The 19,551-nt window shown below is 69.6% G+C and carries 16 protein-coding genes and 1 pseudogene; 5 read left to right on the forward strand and 12 right to left on the reverse strand.

Annotated elements, in window-relative coordinates; genetic code table 11:
* Positions 1-42 precede the first annotated feature (42 nt).
* The 6 genes from OG386_RS00890 to OG386_RS00915 all read right to left on the reverse strand — a co-directional run bounded on the left by OG386_RS00890 (position 43) and on the right by OG386_RS00915 (position 8,234).
* Positions 43-1,329, reverse strand: a complete 1,287-nt coding sequence (locus tag OG386_RS00890) for a UDP-glucose dehydrogenase family protein (protein ID WP_328786275.1) — start codon at positions 1,327-1,329, stop codon at positions 43-45.
* Positions 1,330-1,487: 158 nt separating this feature from the next.
* On the reverse strand, positions 1,488-3,035 hold the full coding sequence (locus OG386_RS00895) for a glycosyltransferase family 4 protein (protein ID WP_328786276.1): 1,548 nt from the start codon (positions 3,033-3,035) through the stop codon (positions 1,488-1,490).
* A 32-nt stretch (positions 3,036-3,067) separates the two neighbouring features.
* Positions 3,068-4,522 (reverse strand): Gfo/Idh/MocA family oxidoreductase, encoded by a 1,455-nt coding sequence (locus OG386_RS00900; RefSeq protein WP_328786277.1) that lies wholly within the window; start codon positions 4,520-4,522, stop codon positions 3,068-3,070.
* 87 nt (positions 4,523-4,609) lie between these two features.
* Entirely contained in the window at positions 4,610-5,953 is a 1,344-nt protein-coding gene (locus OG386_RS00905; protein WP_328786278.1) for a putative PEP-binding protein, read from the reverse strand.
* A gap of 1 nt (position 5,954) precedes the next feature.
* Positions 5,955-7,298: a UDP-glucose dehydrogenase family protein gene (locus tag OG386_RS00910; protein WP_328786279.1), complete on the reverse strand. Its 1,344-nt coding sequence runs from the start codon at positions 7,296-7,298 to the stop codon at positions 5,955-5,957.
* Between the two features lie 96 nt (positions 7,299-7,394).
* Complete coding sequence (locus OG386_RS00915) at positions 7,395-8,234, reverse strand: class I SAM-dependent methyltransferase (protein ID WP_328786280.1); 840 nt, start codon at positions 8,232-8,234, stop codon at positions 7,395-7,397.
* A 637-nt stretch (positions 8,235-8,871) separates the two neighbouring features.
* On the opposite strand from OG386_RS00915, the gene OG386_RS00920 reads away from it, so the two are divergent.
* The 4 genes and pseudogenes from OG386_RS00920 to OG386_RS00935 all read left to right on the forward strand — a co-directional run.
* Positions 8,872-10,092, forward strand: coding sequence for an XRE family transcriptional regulator (locus tag OG386_RS00920; protein ID WP_328786281.1), 1,221 nt, complete (start codon positions 8,872-8,874; stop codon positions 10,090-10,092).
* 39 nt (positions 10,093-10,131) lie between these two features.
* Positions 10,132-10,665: an NUDIX hydrolase gene (locus OG386_RS00925; protein WP_328786282.1), complete on the forward strand. Its 534-nt coding sequence runs from the start codon at positions 10,132-10,134 to the stop codon at positions 10,663-10,665.
* A gap of 117 nt (positions 10,666-10,782) precedes the next feature.
* Positions 10,783-10,947, forward strand: coding sequence for a hypothetical protein (locus tag OG386_RS00930; protein ID WP_328786283.1), 165 nt, complete (start codon positions 10,783-10,785; stop codon positions 10,945-10,947).
* A gap of 346 nt (positions 10,948-11,293) precedes the next feature.
* Positions 11,294-11,386, forward strand: a pseudogene (locus tag OG386_RS00935) (ATP-binding protein); the annotation flags it as partial.
* A 72-nt stretch (positions 11,387-11,458) separates the two neighbouring features.
* Here OG386_RS00935 and OG386_RS00940 read toward each other — a convergent pair.
* On the reverse strand, positions 11,459-11,785 hold the full coding sequence (locus OG386_RS00940; RefSeq protein ID WP_328786284.1) for a hypothetical protein: 327 nt from the start codon (positions 11,783-11,785) through the stop codon (positions 11,459-11,461).
* Positions 11,786-11,957: 172 nt separating this feature from the next.
* Between OG386_RS00940 and OG386_RS00945 the strand changes: the two genes are divergently transcribed.
* Entirely contained in the window at positions 11,958-12,410 is a 453-nt protein-coding gene (locus OG386_RS00945; protein WP_328786285.1) for a hypothetical protein, read from the forward strand.
* On the opposite strand, the gene OG386_RS00950 is transcribed toward OG386_RS00945, so the two are convergent.
* From OG386_RS00950 to OG386_RS00960, 5 genes are all read right to left on the reverse strand, one after another.
* On the reverse strand, positions 12,391-13,329 hold the full coding sequence (locus OG386_RS00950) for an IS5 family transposase (RefSeq protein ID WP_328786286.1): 939 nt from the start codon (positions 13,327-13,329) through the stop codon (positions 12,391-12,393). The genes OG386_RS00945 and OG386_RS00950 overlap by 20 nt on opposite strands.
* 150 nt (positions 13,330-13,479) lie before the next feature.
* Positions 13,480-13,734 carry a DDE-type integrase/transposase/recombinase gene (locus tag OG386_RS46745; RefSeq protein WP_443053293.1) on the reverse strand — a complete coding sequence of 85 codons (255 nt, stop codon included), beginning with the start codon at positions 13,732-13,734 and terminating at the stop codon, positions 13,480-13,482.
* A 66-nt stretch (positions 13,735-13,800) separates the two neighbouring features.
* Positions 13,801-13,989: an IS3 family transposase gene (locus OG386_RS46750; protein WP_443053050.1), complete on the reverse strand. Its 189-nt coding sequence runs from the start codon at positions 13,987-13,989 to the stop codon at positions 13,801-13,803.
* A gap of 90 nt (positions 13,990-14,079) precedes the next feature.
* Positions 14,080-14,394, reverse strand: a complete 315-nt coding sequence (locus tag OG386_RS00955; protein WP_328786287.1) for a transposase — start codon at positions 14,392-14,394, stop codon at positions 14,080-14,082.
* 161 nt (positions 14,395-14,555) lie between these two features.
* Positions 14,556-19,478: an FG-GAP-like repeat-containing protein gene (locus OG386_RS00960; RefSeq protein WP_328786288.1), complete on the reverse strand. Its 4,923-nt coding sequence runs from the start codon at positions 19,476-19,478 to the stop codon at positions 14,556-14,558.
* Between the last annotated feature and the right edge of the window lie 73 nt (positions 19,479-19,551).

Below are 19,551 nucleotides of genomic sequence, written 5' to 3' on the forward strand. Positions count from 1 at the left end.
GATCGCCGGCCGGGATGGGGCTGGGGTCGTGATCTGGGGCAGTCAGGGACGGCCGACGGAGGTGTACCGGAACCCGATCTCGCGCATATGGGCGGGGTCGAGGAGGTTGCGGCCGTCGAACATGACCGGGGTGCGCATGGCGCTGTGGGCCTCGGCCCAGTTGACTTCGGCGAGTTCGGGCCACTCGGTCACGATCACCACCGCGTCCGCTCCGGCCAGTGCCTGCTGCGGGGTCGAAGCGCGTGTCACGGAGTCCCACGGCTCCCCGGCGGCCGGGCGGGCAAGGGGGTCCCAGGAGCGTACGTGTGCGCCTTCGGCGAGCAGGCGGCCGGCGAGCACGGTCGAGGGTGCCTCGCGCATGTCGTCGGTGCCGGGCTTGAAGGCCATGCCCAGGAGGGCGATGTGCTTGCCGGCGAGGTCGCCCAGTTCGTCCTTGAGGTGTTGGATCGCGCGGCGCTTCTGGATGTTGTTGACGTTGATGACCGCGGTGAGGAGCTGGGGGTGGAAGCCGGTGTTGGAGGCCATCTGGCGCAGGGCTTCGCTGTCCTTGGGGAAGCAGGAGCCGCCCCAGCCGATGCCCGGGCGCAGGAAGTGGGCGCCGAGGCGGTGGTCCATGCCGACGGCTCCGAGGACTTCGGTGACGTCGGCGCCGGTGTTCTCGCAGAGGGTGGCGATCTCGTTGGCGAAGCTGATCTTCGTGGCGAGGAGTGCGTTGGAGGCGAGTTTGACCATCTCGGCCGACTTGACGTCCATCGTGGCCACGGGGGCGTTGATGCCGGTGTGCAGGGCGGCGACGAGGGCGCCGGCGGTGTCGTTGTCCTGGCCGATGACGATGCGGTCGGGGGCCATGAAGTCGGTGATGGCCCGGCCTTCGGCGGTGAACTCGGGGTTGGAGACGTAGCCGACGTGGGCCAGTCCGATCTCGTCCAGCAGGAGGCGGGCGCGGGCGCCGGTGCCGACGGGGACGGTGGACTTCATGACGACGGCGCGCAGGTCGTGGGCTGCGGTCAGGGAGCGGACGACGGCCCATACGCGGGTGAGGTCGGCGTCGCCGGAGGCGGAGGGCGGGGTGTCGACGCACACGTAGGCGATCTCGGCGCCGGTGAGGGCCTGGTCGAGGTCCTCGGTGAAGGTGAGGCGTTCCTTGTTCCGGGCGATCATGTCGCCGAGTCCGGGTTCGTGGATGGGGACGTCGCCGGCGCGGAGGATGCGGACGCGTTCGGGGTTGATGTCCCGGACCGTGACGTGGTGGCCGAGCTCGGCGAGGCACGCGCCGGTCACCAGGCCGATGTATCCGGCGCCGAACACCGCGATGCGTCGCTCTGCCATGGTCTGTCCATTCTCTTCGTGCCGGTTCAGGCGGGTTGTTCTGGTCTGCCCGGATGCCGCCCTGATCACGGGCGACACCCTACTCGGCTGTGCTCGGACTGCCGGAATCGCGTCGCAGGGGGTGGGACGTCAGGGCGTGGCGCGGGCTGCTGGGTGGTTCAGGGCCGGTCGGCGAGGACGCGGTCGTAGATGTCGTGGTAGCGGGGGGTGAGGGAGCGCCAGGAGTAGTGGTCGTGGGCGAAGCGGCGGGCGGCCTGGCCGCGGCGGGTCAGCTCGGCGGGGTCGGTGAGTGCCTGCTCGATGGTGGCGGCGAGGTCGCCGGGGGCGGGGAGCCAGCCGGTGGCGTGGGGGCCGGTGGTGGTGACGTAGCTGAGGGGGCCGCCGCTGGCGGAGGCGATCACGGGGGTGCCGGAGGCCATCGCTTCGAGGTAGATCAGGCCGAAGGGCTCGTCGACGGACGGGGCGGTGAGGAGGTCGGCGCAGTGGAGGCCGTCGATGAGGTCGTGGTGGGGGCGCCATCCGGCGAAGTGGACGTCGTCGGTAATGCCGAGTTGGGAGGCGAGGGTGTGGGGGTGGTCTCCCTCCCATTCGCCGGGGTGGCCTCCCAGGATGAGCAGCGCGGGGCGTACGGCGGTGCGGTCGCGCAGGACGGCGACGGCCTGCAGGAGGAGGTTGAGGTGTTTGAAGGCGAGGAAGCGTCCCATCCACAGCAGGAGCGGGCGGCGGCGGCCTTGGTCGTCGTGGAGGATGCGGCGGACGTCGGCGGTGGTGTATCGGATGGTGCCGGGGCCCTGGCCGGGGAGCCATCCCTGGGGGTCGTCGACGAGCCACCGGTGAAGGATCTTGTAGCGGTCGGTGTCGTCGAAGGCCGAGGGCGGGGTGAACCGGTCGGTGTCGACTCCGTTGGGCACGAGGTCGATCCGGCTGTCGGGGATCTCCACCAGTGACTGGGCCAGGGCGCGATCCTGTTCGGAGATGACCACGATCCGGTTGCTGGTGCGGGCGTATGCGCGCATGCGGTCGACCCAGTGGCGGGCATGGGTCCACATGTGCCAGTGGTCGGTGAGCAGGGCCTGGGCCTCGTCGAGGTCGGGGGTGCCTGCGGTCCGGGTGATGCGCCGCAGGGTGGCCTGGGGGGCGTCGCGGTAGTGCCGGCCGAGGTCGGCGATGGACAGGTCCAGGCGCTCGGCGAGGTGGAGGCGGCGCAGGGCGTTGTCGAGGAATTTCAGTTCGGTGCCGTGCAGGGTGGTGACCACCGGCCGGTCCCGGCCCTGGGCGATGCCGTGCAGGGGGGTGAGGTGGTGCAGGTGGAGCAGGCCGGCTTCGCCGGCGTGGTGGGTGGTGAGGTGTTGCCGCCAGTAGGCCTCGATGGCGTCGGCCGTGGCCGGGTCGACGGCGGCGAAGACCCGGTCGGGGGCGGCGGTGCGGTCCTCGTAGCTGGGGTGGAGGGGCACGGTCTGGGCGAGGGCGTCTGCCCCGGCCGCGTGGGCGGTGGCTGCCGGGCTGTAGTCGGAGACGACCAGGGGCAGGTCGCCGTAGAACGTGGCGGCGTGGGAGGTGGTGCCCGGCTCCCCCAGGGACCCGCAGAAGATGCGGGCGGGGCGGCCGGCGGCGATCGTCTGCTCGGTGAGGTTCTTGACGACGAGGGAGGAGCCGCCGCGGGGGAAGAAGAGGATGCCGTGGTCCACGGCCGGGAGGGCGTTCATGCCGGTGTCCTTCGGGTGGTGGGCGTGTGGGGTCAGCGGGGGATGTCGACGAGGACTGGCGGCGTCGCGGTCCTGTGGGCGGCGGTGTCGGCTTCGTGGCGGGCTGCGATCAGCCGGTACATCGCCGCGTAGATGCGCTGGGTGAGGGTCTGGCCTGCGAGGTGGGTCATGCGGCGGGCGACGGACTGGTCCGGGGTGCATCCAGCCGCGGCGCGCAGGAACTCGGCGGTCATTGCCTGGGGGGTGACCTTGCTGGCGCTGTGCGCGTTCTCGTACAGCGTGTCCGCGTGGCGTCCGCCGGAGGGGTCGATCAGGGGGTTGCGGCGGTGTTCGAGGCGGATGCGGTAGCGGTCGCCGACGACGTCGTTCTTGCTGACGCGCACGTGCTGGAGCGGGCCTTGGTGGATGTCGATGACGAACTGGGACATGCGGCCCTTCTCCCGGAAGGGCAGGTGTCCGGCGCGGTCGGCGTCGAGGAGGCCGATCTGGCGGTGGGAGTAGCTGTTCGAGGTGAAGGTGTAGGTGAGGTATCCGTGGACTCGCCGGGCGTCGTCGAGGAGTTCGAGGGTGAAGGCGAAGTCCATCTCGGCGAGTGCGGTGCGCCGGTCGAGGTCGGCAGGCAGGGCCGGCGCCTCGGATCGGGGGCGCAGGAGGGCTTCGAGGGCCCGGTTCTGGCCGGTGCCGAGGTAGTCGCCCACGCGCCGCACGTAGTGGTTGGTGATGCGCAGGGCGGTGACGGGGCCTTGGGCCAGGCGCAGGTACCAGGCCATGAGGTCGATGTAGTGGTAGCTGGAGAAGGCGAGCGCTCCGACGCCGTTGGTGTAGCCGTGGGCGTTGCCGAGGGCGTATTCCTCGGGTAGGCGGAAGTGGCCGCCGGTCACGGTGAAGTTGCCCATGGTCAGGGGCTGCTCGTGGTTCTCGTAGACCTCGGCGATGAGCTGGGAGGAGTCGACGAAGGCGTCGTTGGCTCTGCGTCGCATGGGCAGGGCGAACAGGTGGCCGGGGCTGTCGAGGTGGGCCTTGAGCAGGGTGTCGAACTGGGTGTCGATGGTGGCGGCGGCGTGTACGTCCCAGGCGGCGTCCGCGACGGCGATGATCGGCTTGTCGCACAGGACGTGGATGCCGCGGCTGGTCGCCCAGTGCAGGTAGGGGTGGTGGGCGACGGGGTCGCAGGCCACGATCGCCACGTCGAAGGGCCGACGGGCGTGCGCGGCGTCCAGGCGGCGCTCCAGGTCCTCGGCCGGCTCGCCGGGGCGGGGCTGGATCCACTGGGGCCGGTCCCAGCGGAGGAGGTCCAGCAGGTCGGGCATGTGGCGCAGCAGGTTCTCGTCGTAGGGGTCGCGCAGGTCGCAGATGGCGCCGACCCGGGCGGGAAATCCCTGGCGTTGCAGGGTGAGGATGGCTGGGATGTGGTTCTCGGTGGCGGCCCAGTGGCCGCAGCCGCCGATCAGCAGGACGTTGATCGGGCGGGGCGTGGTCGAGGGCATGACGAAGTCGACCCTTCCGGTCAAGGTGTCGGGATCAGGCCCGGGGCACGCGCCGTGCCGCGGGCCCGGGTGTGCGGGCCTGGTCGGTCAGAGGCCCAGGAGGGCGGTGACGTGCTCCGTGAGGCGGGAGGTGCCGCCGGTGGTGAGGGCCTCGTGGCGGATCGCCTGGCGCGCGTCGTGGTCGAGGCGGGTGAGGGCCTCGTGGACGGCGGGGAGTGCGGGGAGCGTGACGGTCAGGCCGCTGATGCCGAGTGAGGCCAGTACTGCGGCGCCCACGGGGCTGGCCGCGAGGCCGCCGCAGGCGGTGACCGGCACACCGGCCGCGTGGGCGGTGTCGGTGACGTGGCCGACGGTGCGGCTCACCGCGACGTGCAGGGGGTCGATGTCGCGGGCGAGGGCAGGGTTGGTGCGTGAGGCCGCCAGGAGGTACTGGGTCAGGTCGTTGGTGCCGATGCTGAGGAAATCGACGTGCTCGACGAAGCGGTCGACGGCCAGCGCGCAGGCCGGCACCTCCACCATCACCCCGAGCGGCACCCTCGGCGCCCGGATCCGGGCCCGGACGTCCTCGGCGATCTCCGCGGCCCGGGTGAACTCCTCGGCGGTGGTGACCATCGGGAACATGATCCGCAACCGTCCCCCGGCTGCGGCCACGCGGTAGAGGGCCCGCAGTTGGGGGATCAGGAGGTCGTCCGGGCGGCGCAGGGCCAGGCGGATACCGCGGACTCCGAGGAAGGAGTTGTCCTCCTTGGGCAGGTTCAGGGCGGGGACCGGTTTGTCGCCGCCGATGTCGAGGGTCCGGACGGTGATCTCCGCGTCCCCCACCGTCCGGGCCAGGTCGCGGTAGGCACAGTGGTGGGCGGCCTCGTCGGTGATGTCGGCCTCGCGTCCCAGGAAGAGGAGTTCGGTGGCCAGCAGCCCGATCCCGCTGGCGGCACTGCGCGCGAGTTGTTCGGCCTGGGATGGCTTCACGAACGTGGTGGAGAGGGTGACCCCGCCCGGGGCGGGTCCTGCGGCCAGGGCGGCTTCGCGTCGCAGCCGGTCCCGCTCGCCCCGCTCGCGTTCGCGGGCCGTCGCCGCCTGGAGGTCCGGGCCGTCCAGTCCGGCGTGCAGGAGGCCTCCGTCGCCGTCGAGCGCGCACAGGGTTCCCGGCCGCAGGGTCAGAATCCCGGAGCCCGCCGCGACGACGGCCGGGATGCCCAGGCCGTGCGCCACCTGCACCGTGTGGGAAGTGGGTCCCCCCTCGGCGGTGCAGAACCCGGCCACGAGGGCGAGGTCGAGGGCGGCGGTGTCCGTCGGGGTCAGGTCCTGGGCGACCAGGATGTACCGCCCTTGCGGCGCCGGGTCACCCAGGCGCCCCAGGGGCGCGACGACCCATCCCCGAGTCCCGGGGACGCCGCGGTGGGACTCCGCATTCTCGAACAGTCGCGTCACATCAGGCCTCCGGGGCGGTGTGGTGGCGGAACGCCCCGAGCCTTTGGTGGTCCCACCCGGCGGCCCGCCAGCGGTTGGGGTCCAGGCAGCGGCGGGCGTCAATGACAGTCCGGGTGGTGCTGTCGACGAGGGAGGTAGGGTCCAGCGCGGTGTAGCGCGGCCAGTCAGTGGCCACCACCAACACACCCGCGCCAAGGAGAGCCTCCGCAGGAGCGTCGACCACCGTGAGGTCGGGGTGACGACGCCGCACCAGGTCATTGACGCTTGGGTCGTGAACACGGACGTCCGCTCCCGCACGGCGCATCCGCAGGGCGACGTCGAGCGCAGGCGAGTCGCTGATGTCCCCGACGAACGGTTTGAACGAGGCCCCCCAGACCGCCACGACCGCCCCGTCCAGACCACCAGGCAGTACGACGGCGGCGTGCTCGACAGCGAGCATTCGGCGCCTGGTGTTGGTGGCGTCCACGGTGGACAGGAACTCGGCAGCCGAACTCTCGCCCAGATCCGCGGCGCGCTCAGCGAAGGCACGGATGTCCTTGCCCAGGCACGAACCGCCCCAGCCGAGGCCTGCCGTCAAGCCAAACGACCCGATCCTCGGATCCAGCGCCATCGCTCTGGAGACGATCCCGAAGTCCGCGCCCGCCGCCTGGCAGACGTCGTCCACCAGGTTGGCGAACGACATCTTCGTGGACAAGAAGGCGTTGGAGGCCGCCTTGGTAAGGTCGGCGGTCACAAAGTCAGTGCTCAGGAGCTCCACTCCCGCCTCCAGCCAGCCGCCCCACACCCGTCGGACGACGCCCTCCACCACGGCCCGGTCGGCGTCCGACGATCCCAGCACGAGCCTTGCCGGGTGCAGCGTGGTCTCCATGGACAGCGCCTCGCGCAGGAAATCCGGGCTCCACCCCACCCTCAGCCGTACGCCCTCCGGGGCCTCGGCGGCCGCGAGGGCCGCCAACCGTGCACCGGCCCCGACCGGCACCGTCGACTTCCCGATCAACACCGCGTCCCGACTCAGGCGGCGGGCGATGGAGATGATGGCGTCCTCGACCGCGCTGAGGTCCATGCTCATGGCCCCCTCGCGCTGCGGCGTCGACACCGCGAGGAAGAAGGCCTCGCCATGGGCCGCGGCCTCGTCGTAGGAGTCAGTGAAGCGCAGCCGGCCCGCCGCGGTGTGCTTGGCGATGTAATCCGTGACGCCCGGCTCGTCGAACGGGCAGCGTCCAGCCCGCAGCTCCTCCAGCGTCTCGGGATTGATGTCGACGCCGAGAACGTCGTGCCCCAGCTCGGCCAGGGCGGCCAGATAGGGCACACCCAGACGGCCCATACCGATGACGATGACCTTCATCCTGTTCCTCCCGTGATCCCGCGCCGTGCGCGGGGTTGTGGTTGCGGCGATACCGGATCCGGCATCGCCGGGCGGCCGCCATACGCGGGCGCGGTCTCAGCCCGCGGCTGGGCGGCGGCCGACGATCACGGCGGCCTGGAGGTCGGCTTCGAAGACGCCGTCGGGGCGCGCGGCCATCAGCGTCCGGCGCATGTCCTCCTCGAACGCGCCCTGCCGGTCACCGAGCGTCGCCGCCGACGAGTAGGCGTACGTGCTCTGCAGGCCGACCAACTCATCGAGGGTGTAGGTCCGCCGGTAGTCCGCGCGCAGGACGGACAGCTGACGGAAGACGGACCGGCGGATGACCTCCTCGTGGCCACCGGCCGGCTCCACGTACGCGGTGGCCGGGCCCGCGAGGTTCACCGATCCCAGCCAGCGCAGGCGCAGCTGCTCAAGCAGCGGATGCCACCACTCGCGCTGCGTACCGGGAGCCCGGTACCCCACGACGGCGACGAACCCGCCCGGCCGGACGGCGCGGTCGAGGGCCGCCAAGACGCGCGGCCGGTCCATCCAGTGGAACGCGTCCGCGACGGTGGCCCCATCGAACAGCCCCGTGTCCGTCGCCAGGTCCGCCGCTTCGGTGGCATCGGCCTGACACCAGGTGACCGACCGGACGCCGCGTACGTCCGCCCAGTCGCGGCCGGCGGCCAGCATTTCCTCCGACACGTCGACTGCGGTGACGGAGGCGCCGCGTTCGGCCAGGTCGAGGGCCAGAGTGCCCGGACCGCATCCAAGATCAAGGATGCGGGGCACCGTCGCGCTGCCGAACTGGCTCGCGATGTAGTCGACGACGGCTGGGGGGTGGGGGCGACGGTAGGTGACGTACGGCGCACCGCACGAGGCGAAGATGCCGCCGGCGTTCGTGTAGCCGGCGGTGCTGTGGACGTCCTGATTCACGGAAGCCTCCAAGGCCCGCCCGTTTGCAGCGGGCAGGCTGAAGCAGGTGTGCAGTGACAAGGGGTGGTCGCGCCCGACCGCGCGGCCGAAGGAGAACTCCTGAAGGACGGCCAGCGCCGGGGACACCGACCAGTACTGGCCCGGGACGTTCCGTGAGCGTGTCCCCCACAGGGGTCGTGCGGCGGGCCGCTCCTTACCGGTGCGGGACGATCCTTCTTAGCCGTCGACAGGCGCGCCGGGAGTGGGACGCGTCCTCGAAGCGCCGCACGTGGCCCCGGGTCCGTCGCCTTGTCCCACTGCCTCCTCGTCCGCAGTCAGCGGGTCAGGGTCGTCGAGCGTGAGGAAGCGAGCCCATCCGGCCTCGGCGCGGGCGAGCAACTCCGGGCTGGGACCTAACGGAGAGGGAAAGGGCGGTCCGGGCATGGGTGTCCCTCCGCGGACGAAAAGGGGGTGCAGCGGACCTCGGCGCCTTGGGTCCAGCGGCCGACTGCATCAGGGGGAGGCCATCCGGATCCGGCGGCCGACAGCCAGTGAACGCCTCCGCACACCGTGCAGGAGACTCCAGCAGGTGACTCCAACCCGGAGTCGGCTGTCGGCGCCGGGCCCTAGCATCGAACCAGCCGCGTGAAAGGGGCCCATGATGGGCAGTCAGGGACTGGATCCGCCGACTGTCGCCGCCGGCCTACTCGACGACGAGCGCATGCTCAAGGCCCTGGCCGAGCGGGACATGGGCACCCTGTTCACGCTCCTCAACACCCGCGGCGTGAGCACACGCAAGCTCGCCGCCGCCGCGGACATCAGCCAGGGCCGCCTCTACGACTACATGAACGGCAACTGCCGCGTGGAGAAGCTCTCGGTATTCGAGCAAATCGCCGACGGACTCCGCATCCCCGGCCACCTCCTCGGCCTTGCCCGCAGGCCCTGGGAACCCGCGCCCGAGCCCTCAGCGCCGGCCATCAGCGATCTGCCCGCGGACACCAGTGATCTTGAGGCGATCGACGCGTTCCGCGACGCGGACCGCCGAAGCGGCGGCGGCCTTCTCTACGCGGCCGTGACCCGGCACCTGACAGACCAGATCGCACCCCGCCTCGTCGACACCGCCAGCGGTCCCGGCGTCTTCGCGGCGGCCGCGGCCATCACCGAGATGGCCGGCTGGATGGCCCACGACTCCGCCCACGACGACCTCGCCGTCAAACACCTCACCCGCGCGCTCCCGCTCGCCAGGGTCTCCGGCGACGCACCGCTCGCCGCCAACATCGCCGCGAGCACCAGCCACCTCACCCTGCACACCAACGACCGACCGGGAGCAGCCCGCTGGGCCAGGACCGGTTTACACCTTGCCGCCCAGGGTCCCCGCATCCCCGCCCTCACCGCGCGCCTGCACACCATGACCGCCCGCGCCCTGGCCGCAGCAGCCCAGCACTCCCCCGCCCGGCAAGCCCTCGACCAGGCCGAAGCGGCCATCGCGGAACCTGCGGACGCTGTACACCCCTGGCTCAGCCCGTTCGACACCGCCGCGCTGGCCAGCGAATCCGCGCTGATCCTCAAAGACCTCGGCCGCTACGATCAGGCTCTCGGCCAGGCCGAGTATGCCCTCGCCCTGCGCGAGGCAGGCCGTGCCCGCTCCCTGGCCCTGACCCGGATCACCCTGGCCGACATCCATATCCGCCGCGGCGACCTCACCGCCGCTGTGAAGGTCGGCCACGACCTCCTCGCCACCAGCCCCACTCTCAGCTCCGTACGCGTCATCCAACAGCTCGACGACCTGCGCCGCCGCCTCGAACCCCACACGGCGTACGGGCCGGTCGGCCAGTACCTGGTGCGATTCGACGACGCGCGCCGGGCCAGAAGCTCCTGATGGCCGACATCATCACCGCGCCCAGGAGAAACGCCGCCCATGAGGCCCACGCCCGATGACCCCGATGCCTGGTACGCCTACCTCGCCGAGGGCAACCGCACCCAGGCCCGCAAACGCGTCGCGGCCGACGCACTGATCCGCAATCGGGCTGGCCACGTGCTCCTGGTCAAGCCCACCTACAAGCCTGGCTGGGACCTGCCCGGCGGAATGGCCGAGGCCAACGAGGCGCCCGAAGCCGCTCTCGCACGCGAACTGCGCGAGGAACTCGGCCTGGACGCAGCTCTCCGCGGACTCCTCGTCGTCGACTGGGTGCCACCCCACGGCCCGTGGGACGACCAGCTCTCCTTCGTTTTCGACGCCGGAACCCTGGATGACGACGAAGCCGCCCGAGTCCGCCCGCAAGACGACGAGCTCTCCGAAGCCGCTTTCCTCCCCATCGATAAAGCCCTCGTACTTCTTCGCAACCGGATGCGGAACCGGCTCGCCGCCGCCGTCCAGGCCCGCAAGGCCGGGCGTCCCGTGTATCTGCACGACGGCCACTCAAACCTCCCCACGCAGCTGGATCCCAGCTGAGCCTTACCGTCCCATACCTGGCACAACGGCCGCCTGACCCACCGTGACCGGCCTGGAGACCATCCGCGGCGGAACCGCGGTCACGAGGCGAGGGCAACAGCCGAGCTGGAACCGCCAATGTACGCCCCGCACGCCCGGATCCTCGCGTCCGGGCACGTCATCGCCGGCCTCACCCCGACAACGGCCCAGCAGGTGACCGAAGCGCTGAACACCCGCCCGGCGCCCGCTGCTCCGCCGCTGCGGGCTCGGGCACGGCTGGAAGGCATCGAGGCCAGCCGCTGAACGGCCCGGACTGCCGGACTCATTCAGTCCGTACTGCTTGACGTGCTCCGTCACCGCGTCACCGAAGACGACCGCCGCCTCCAGCCAGTGGCGCCACTGCTCCGCCGAGTACGGCTCCTGCAGCGCCTCGATGCGCGCTGCCTCGCTGGCCAGCTTGAGCTCGACGAGTCTCTGCCGGGCCGTCGGTTCGTCTACTTGTTCGTCTGCCACGCCCGGATCCAAGGCGCCGGGTACGACAGTGCCCCGTAGCCACTCGCCGAGGATCTCCTCCTACCCAGGTGTCCCCGTGCGGCCAGCCACCACGAGCTCCGAATCGCATCGCTGATCACGGGGAGATACCTTCTCCAACGACATCGTGCCCACCGCGATGATCGACCGGCTCGTCCACCACGCCGAGGTCCTGACCCTCACCAGCTGCTCCTACCGCACCCGCCAGTGACGTGAACTCCTCGCCAAGGAGAACCGCGTGCCCGCCGCGGCTGATCCAGTCCACACCGCTGCACACCGCTGGTCACAGGGACCACTGGCAATACAGGCGAAGGCCTGCAGCCCCAGCGCGCCGGGCCAGGCCCGCCAAGGCCTCCAGGACGCCAAGTGCCGTCTGAGCGTCAACCTGGCACTGCTGCAGTTCGGCCGTCATGGACCACGACTCGGCAGCGCGCGCCAAGTCGGCGGGCGCTGCCGCAGCGAGAGCCCCGCCCAGGGAGTCCGACAGGCTGAACACCAGCGAGACGTCGTCCTCCGGAGAAGACAGCAGCTGCCCTGACCGGGGGCGTTGGCTGGCTTCCTCATAGCCGCAGTCCGTGAGGATCGCTTCGAGCTGAGCGACGACGACCACCGGGTCGATGTTCTTAGAAGCGATTCCCAAACCGAAGGTAGCGTCACGTTTTCCCAGGTGAGGTGGTGTGTCCGTCGCCCGGTAGGCATGCTCGTGCCGTCGTGTCGGTGCGGGGTGTGCCTGGAGGTGGCGGATACCGTCGGTGCTGGGGGTGTTGGAGAGGCGCGAGCGAGTGGCGCTGGCCCAAGCGGAGGAGTTGCGGGCCGAGCTGGAGCGGGTTCAGGCTGCCGTGGTCGAGGCGGATGAGGCCGCACGGCGCGCGGTCATCGCTCGCGAGGAGATCGTCGCGGCCCTGGCCGAGGCGGCCGAGGAAGCCGGCGCGTCTGGTGCGGCGGTGGATGTGCCGGCCATGGGGGTCGCCGGGTCGCGGGTGGAGGTCCCTCTGTGGAGCGAGGGGTTGGAGATCGAAGTGCTTCCGCATGACTGCGCGCGGATCGTGGCCCTGGTCGAGGAGGACGCCGCCGGCGGCGGGCAGGGGGTGCGGGCCCGGGCAATGCGCGAGCATCTGGGCTGGCCGGCGAGTGACGCGAAGGAGCAGGCCGCGCGGTTTCGGGCGAAGCGGTTGGTCGAGCGGGGCTGGCTGACCGAGGGGCGGCCGGGGCTGTTCAGGCCGCGGACCGCTTGACGCGGCGGGGCGCCGGCCGGCCGGAGCGGGCCAGGCGGCGGGTGGCCGGGATGCTCGCGGCCCACCAGGCCATCGCCTCGGCGCTGTCGATGCGGGTCTCGTAGTCCCGGGCGAGGCGCCGGGCCCGGATCAGGTGGGAGAAACTGCGCTCCACGACCCAGCGGCGCGGCAGCACCACGAACCCGGCGGCGTCGTCACTGCGCTTGACGACGGTCAGCGCGAGGGCCAGGACGGTGTGGGCGAAGGCGACCAGCCAGCCGGTGTAGCCGCCGTCGGCCCAGACCAGGGTGATGCGGTGGTGGTCGGCGCGCAGGCGTTCGAGGAGGTCTCGGCCGACGTCGTTGTCCTTGACCGAGGCGGCGGTGACCAGCACGACCAGCAGCAGACCCAGAGCGTCCACCGCGATGTGCCGCTTCCTTCCGTTGATCTTCTTCCCGGCGTCGTAGCCGCGGGTGGCCGCGCCGACGGTCGCGTCGGCCTTGACAGACTGGGAGTCGATGATCGCGGCGGTCGGCTCTTCCTTCTTCCCGGCCAGCTCGCGCAGCATCTTGCGCAGCCGGCCGTAGAGTTCCTTGATGTAGTCGTTGTCGCGCCAGCGGCGGAAGAACCGGTAGACGGCCCGCCATTTGGGGAAGTCGATCGGCAGACTGGCCCAGCGCACGCCCTCGGCGACCAGGTAGCGCACCGCATCGAGCAGTTGGCGGTGGCAGTAGCCCTCGGGGCGGCCCCCTTGTCCGTTCAGCCAGGCCGGGACCGGCAGCAGCGGCCGCACGATCGCCCACTCCGCGTCGGTGAGGTCGGAGCCGTAGCGGCGGGTCCGGTCCGGCTGGTCGGCGGCGTTCCCGAGCCGGTGTGCGAGGCAATCGCACGACATGCCGGAGCTGGACGCGGACGGAGCAGGCACGCCAGAGTGGGACACCAGGGCCTCCTGATGGTTCGTTGACTCGACATCACCGAACTGTGCGGGAGGCCCTTCTCCTATGCGCCGGCTGCGGAGCGATCACCCGAGCGAGGCTGATGCGAGCGGAAGTTCGAGCAGCCGCCGTATCCCTCGGTTTGGGAATTGCTTCTAATGCATTCCGCGGTCGGAATGGAAGATCACCGGGTCTTGGGGTCGCCGTTGGCGGCAAGCGGCTTTGAGGGCGTCGGCGGCCAGGGAGGTGCCCAGGTGGTCGGCGGTGGCCCAACCGATGACCTTGCGGGTGGAGATGTCGATGACGGTGGCGAGGTAGAGCCAGCCCTGGCCGGTGGGGATGTAGGTGATGTCTCCGCACCAGCGGGCCGTGGCAGTCTCCCGGCCCGGAGCGAAGTCGCGTTGCAGCAGGTCAGGACGGTCAGCCGCCCGCGGATCGGGGACGGTGGTCGAGCGGTGCCGCCTGCGGTGAAGGCCCTAAAGCCCGACTGCCCTCATCAGGCGTGCAACCCTGCGCCGGCCGCAGGCCTGGCCCTGGCCTTTGAGAACGGCGTGGACGCGTGGGGCGCCATATGTGCCGCGTGAGCGGGCGTGCACCTGGGTGATCTGCTCGGTCAGTTCCCGATCGCGGACAGCCCGAGGCCCTGGCGCGCTGTTCAGGCGCATAGAAGGCGGACCGGGAGACCTTCATCAGCTCACACACGCGTTTGACGTTGTAACCTGCACGCTTCTCCGCCTCGATGAACAGGTGGACCGTCACCGGGCCTCCCTCGCGAAGAAGGCCGTGGCCCGCTTGGGGATCTCGACGTCATCTCGTAGACGGCGGTTCTCCCACTGAAGAGCGGCCAGCTCGGCGCGCTCATTCAGCTCCAGATCGCTCTCCTGGGCCCTGGGCTCGCTCTCCTGTCCCTGCGCCTGAGCCACCCACAACCGCATGGCTGTCTCGGTGAGATCGAAGTCCTTGACGACCTCGGGCACCGACCTGTCACCACTCCGGCGCAACTCCACGATCTCCGCCTTGAACTCCGGCGTGAACTGCCGCCGCGGCCTCCGCGGCTTCCTGTTCGCCATGCTCTCCATCACGGACATCCCTCCCGGGCACACACCCAGGTCACCAGATGTCCGCCAAACCGGAACAACCTCACAGGGCCGTTGCCCCGGGGCAACGGACGGCAAAGCCCCACCTCTCATACATGGAGAGAGGTGGGGCCTTATGGGTCAACTTCCTTCGGCTACCACATGCCAGGTGCGGCGTACCAGGATGCGCGGACGCCGTCGAAGCCGCCGTCGGGTCGGCTGGTCAGGGTGAAGGCCCTGGTGTCGCCGGCCGCGTAATTATACATCATGACGATGTCCGCCCGGCCGTCACCGTCGGTGTCCCCGGAGATCGGGGCGCCGCTGCTGATGGCCCACCAGTTACCGTCACCGGACTTCCAGCTCGCGAGGGGGACGTTGAAGCCTCCGTCGGGCTTGGCGGTGAAGGTGTGGGTGCCGGTGGCGCCGCTGTAGTCATAGACGATGGCCAGGTCACCGCGGCCGTCGCCGTTGTAGTCCCCTCCGGTGGACTCGATGCGGGCGGACTGGAATGCCTGGCCTGTCGCGGACCAGGACTTGAACGGCGCTTCGAAGCCGCCGTCCGCCTTCGCCTTGAAGGTCCACATCGCCGTCTCGACCGTGCCGTTGAAGTACACGGCGGCGATGTCGGAACGACCGTCGCCGTTGGAATCGACCACTTGGTACTGCGCGGCGGCGTTGTGCCAGCCGCTGGCCGAGCGCCAGCTGTCGAGCCCGGCGTTGAAGGTACCGTCCGGCTTGCTCGTGAAGGTGGTCGTGCCGGTGGATCCACCGCCGTGGTCATGGACGACGGCCACGTCGGCGCGCTTGTCGCCGTCGAAGTCGCCCGCGAGCACGGCCACCTTGTTCCAGTCCCACTTGCCAGACGGGATCTGCAGGGGCGTACCGGGTGTGGTCAGACCGCCGTCGGGCGTGCTGAACCAGGTGAAGAGGGCGTTGCGTCCGTCGCCGTAGGCGTAGAGAGCCGCGACGTCGGTGCGCTTGTCACCGTTGAAATCGCCGGTGGCCCACTTCGCATTGCCGGCGTTGAAATTCCCGGCACCGCTGGTCCAGAGCTCTCGGGGTTCGGCGAGCCCACCGTCCTGCTTGGCGTCCAGGACGTAAAGGCCAGTGGTCTCGTTGCCGTAGTCGTAGACCGTAACGAGATCGCTGCGCTTGTCGCCGTTGACGTCACCGCCGAGGTCGGTGCGCAGGTGTGCCGTGCGATCGTTCGGCTTGTGGGCCGTAGTGGTGTAGCTGCGACGGTTCCACTTGATGTAACCGCCCTCGAAGTCCGACCGGATCGATGCGTTGTTCGTTCCGTACTCGGCTGAGGTTGGAAAGCCGAGCCAGCCGTTCTCCGAGTTCTCCGCGGAGTACTTGGTGCGGTTCGCGTTGCTGACGGGCCAGGCGCCCGTGGAGCTGCTCCAGAAGAAGGTCGTCGTGACCGCCGAGGCACCGACTGCTTTGAAGTGCTGGTGTGCGCCGGCCTTGGGGCTGGTCGGGGCCTCCGCGTCCATGGGGAACCCGAACACGCTTACTCCGCCGAGCCTGAGGAATGACTCGTAGATTGCACCCCTGACCGGCTGACTGCCGGTTGCCGTGGAGCAGTAGAGGGCGCTCTTGGCGCCGTTCTTGCTGAAGGTGTTGACCCACCCGGTTCCGCCGGGGGTCACCATCTCGTCGGAGGTGGGGTATCCCAGGGTGCCGGACTCGCGGAGCATCTCGGACCACTTGTTGCGAATACCGCCCTGGATAGACCAGGCCCCGGTTTCCGGGCTCCAGTAGATGGAGCGGTCCTCTGTGCCACCGGAGTTCTTCAGGTGGATGTAGCGACCCTTGCCGTCCGGTGTGACGACGACGTCGGAGGTCGGGTGCCCGAAGGTGAGCCCGCCAAGTGCCTTGAACTTGGCCAGGACGGGACCGCACAGGCTGCGCTTGCCCCCGGTGTGCGTGCCCTCGATGGCCTCGCACTCGTTCCAGGGGGTGCCAATCTTGGCCAGGAGGCGCGGCTCGCCGAAGGCAGAGCCGTTCTGCATCGCCCGGCCCGGGAACTCGTACAGCAGGCCGTCGGTGCTCAGCGCGTAGAGATCTGCGAAGCCGTCACTTTCGAAGTCACCGTTGCTGAGCGGCATCGGGTAGGTGCCGGCGGGGACGGTTCCGAGGGAACTCGTGCGTACTGCTGCATCGGCGTAGACAGTGAGATCGGCGCTGACGCCGCCGAACTCGTCGGTGCTCTTGCGGCTGGTGTACTGATGCACCTTGCCCGTGATCTTGTCTCGGGCCCAGATTTCGGAGAGACCGTCACCGTTGAGGTCGCCGGGAACTGACAGGGTCATGTTCTGCCAGTCGGCGTTACCCAGGGGGACGGGGGTGATGCCGTCCAGGTGGCTGTCCGCCCGGGAGCCGAAGAAGAGATACAGCTGACCGTCCTTGCGAATGAGGAGGTCAGGGTCGTCGGCCTCGTTGATGACCAGATCGTTGTTGTCGTCGTTGGTGCTGGCGATTGCCAGTACCTGGTCGGCATTGGTCCACAGGCGGTTGGTCTCGTCGTAGACGCTGAACTGGAAGGAACTTGAGTCACCGCGCAAGCGGCCGGATCCGTCGTTCTTGTAAAGCCAGAGTTCCTTCTCCTGCGGGTTCTGCGCGCTGGGGCGCAGTGCGATGAGGTCCTCGTAGCCGTCTTCGGTGTTCCAACTGCCGCGGTGGGTGATGACGGAGCTGGCAAAGCTGCTCTGTGCGGCAGGGACGCCCGCGCCGAGGGTGCCGCCGGTCGCACCGTCCCGCTGCCACGGGTAGGTGCGAAGGGTTCCGGTGCTCGGGTCCACGGCCCACAGGTCGACGGTGGCGTCACCGTTGAGGTCGCCGGGCTTGTCCGGGCCGGGGGTGCGTTCGGGCTGGAAGTGGTAGGCGTACTGGTCCGACTGGTTGCCGGCCGCGTCGACGCTGCGAACGTAGAGGTACTGGGGACCGGCGCTGTAGGGCTTGAAGGTCACAGGCTCGGACGGGCCGCCCTTCCTGGTGGCCTTGACCTGGCGGAAAGTGCTGTCCTGGTCGGACCACCACACGTAGCCGGTTACGTCGTCAACGCCGTTCGTGTCGAAGATGAAGGTGCCGTTGGTGCGGGCTGGTTTGCTGGGCTTGTCGCTGCCGGTTGGCGGGAATTCTACTGAGCTGACGGAGGGCAGTTCGGAGGGCCTGGAGCGATCGATGGTGAACGCACACTGGTCTGACGTCGGACTATTGGCTGTCCAGTCCGTTGTGGCAACTTTCCACCAGTACGAGCCGTCCAGTGTCGAAGCGTTGATCCGGACGACGGCGGTTCCGTCGCTGCTGACGTCCACGTGCTGCGACCCGGAAGCTGCGGCGCCGGCCTTGCCCCATTCGAAGTATGCGCGAAGGTTGTTGTCCTCGTCGTCGTGCACGCGGGCGCGGAGCTCGACTTCGCTGGTCAGACCGAAGACGCCGCCGGTGCAGGCCACGGAGGGGTTGGTGGCGAGGTCCGAAGGCTTTGCCGGTGCGGTGTTGTAGCGGGTGGAGACGCGCGCTGAGTTCGGGTCGAACTTGCGCCAGGAGGTATCGACAGCGTTCGAGACCGAGCGCAGGCCGAAGGACCAAGTGCCCCAGTTGTTGGCTGCTGCCTTGCTGACTGCGGGCAGAACGTCGAACTCGATCAGGCCGTCGTTGGCGTTGGGGCAGTTGCGTCCGCCGAAGGATTGGCCGGAGCGGTCCACGGTGCCCCTGTTGGCGGGCTGACGGTTCCAGGTGATGTTGTTCGGCAGGTCAGGGCCGATGTCGAACAGCTCGACATCGCCGGAGTTGCAGGACCAGGAACCGGCGTACTGCTGCTTGATCCGCATGACGGATTCCAGGATCTGCTTGCCCTGGAGGTTGCTGGTGCCGACCCGGAAGTATGAGTTGCTCGATGCGGTGTTGCCTTTGTTGTCCTTGGCGACGCCTACGCGGGCGAATTCCTTCATCGTCGACCCGCCGTTCCAGAACACCATGTCGGCGCTACCGCTGATGCCGGTGTTCTTGTAGGCGAGGGACCAGGCGTTCCGTGCTGCGTCAGGGGCCCACTTGGGGTCGATGACTACCGGGAACACGGTGTCCGGTGCCTTCAGTAGGGCGGCGTCCGTCTTCAGAGAGAGTGTCTCACCGTGTAGTTCGACACCGAGGTCGGCCTGCTTGGACCCCTCGGTCGTGCCGGACAGTACGTCGTCCAGAGGGCGCGGGGTGGGGGCGGCCGGCGGCGCCGTCGCGTCGGATGCCGATGAGGCAAGGCTCCGGGCAGCGGGGACGCCGTTCTTGATACCGGCGGTCTTGCCCTCAGCCGGCACCTTCGCCTCGGGGGGTTTCTGGCCGGGTCCCGAGGCCCCGACAGGTTGTGTGGCGGAGGAGTCCCACATGGCGGGCTCGGGCGTCGAAAAGACGGACCGACCCGTCGGGTCGAGGGCGCGCAGCCGGCCGTCAGGCTCGGCTTTGACCGTCAAGCCCATACCCTTGAAGCCGAAGTCGATCTTCGCGAGAGCGGGGTTCTTAGCCGCCTCGGCAGACTTGACGACCAGCGAGTGACTGAAAGAGTCCGCAGTGGCCTTGACCGCGAGGTCGACGCCCGGCAGTACTTCCGGGTACACGGCGGTGTCCCCGGAGAGCTTTGGCGCGGGCAGCTTGGCCGGCCAACTCAACTGGATCTCACGGCCGTTCTCGCGCATGACGGCGAGCGGACCGGAGCCGCCGCCGGAGAAGGTCACATCCGTACGGGCCGCCTTGGGGGCGATGCGGCCCTGCGCCTTCACCTGGAGGGTGGCATCGACGGCGACGAGGGCAGCTCCCTGCCGCACCCGGACCGGGAACAACGCCCGGTCCAGTGTCATGGTGCCGTCGGGATTGGCATAGAGCTCATCGGTCTCGGTGCGCCCACTGACGACTTCGACGCGCTTCCCCGACTTCTTCGCCGACCTCTTCGCCGACTCGAGCTCCTCCGCCTGCCGCACGCTAGTGGGCCGGCTATCTGATTTAGGGCCAGAAGGTACTGGTGGTGCGGCCATTGCTATGGGGGCCGCTGCCAGCGATCCGCCGGCCAGGGCGGTGGATATCACAACTGAGATTGCTCTCAGTCGACCTTGGCCGCGTCTGCGACGCGGCTTTTCTACCTGCTTCACTCTCATCCTT

The sequence above is a fragment of the Streptomyces sp. NBC_00273 genome (assembly GCF_036178145.1).
GTDB lineage: Bacteria > Actinomycetota > Actinomycetes > Streptomycetales > Streptomycetaceae > Streptomyces.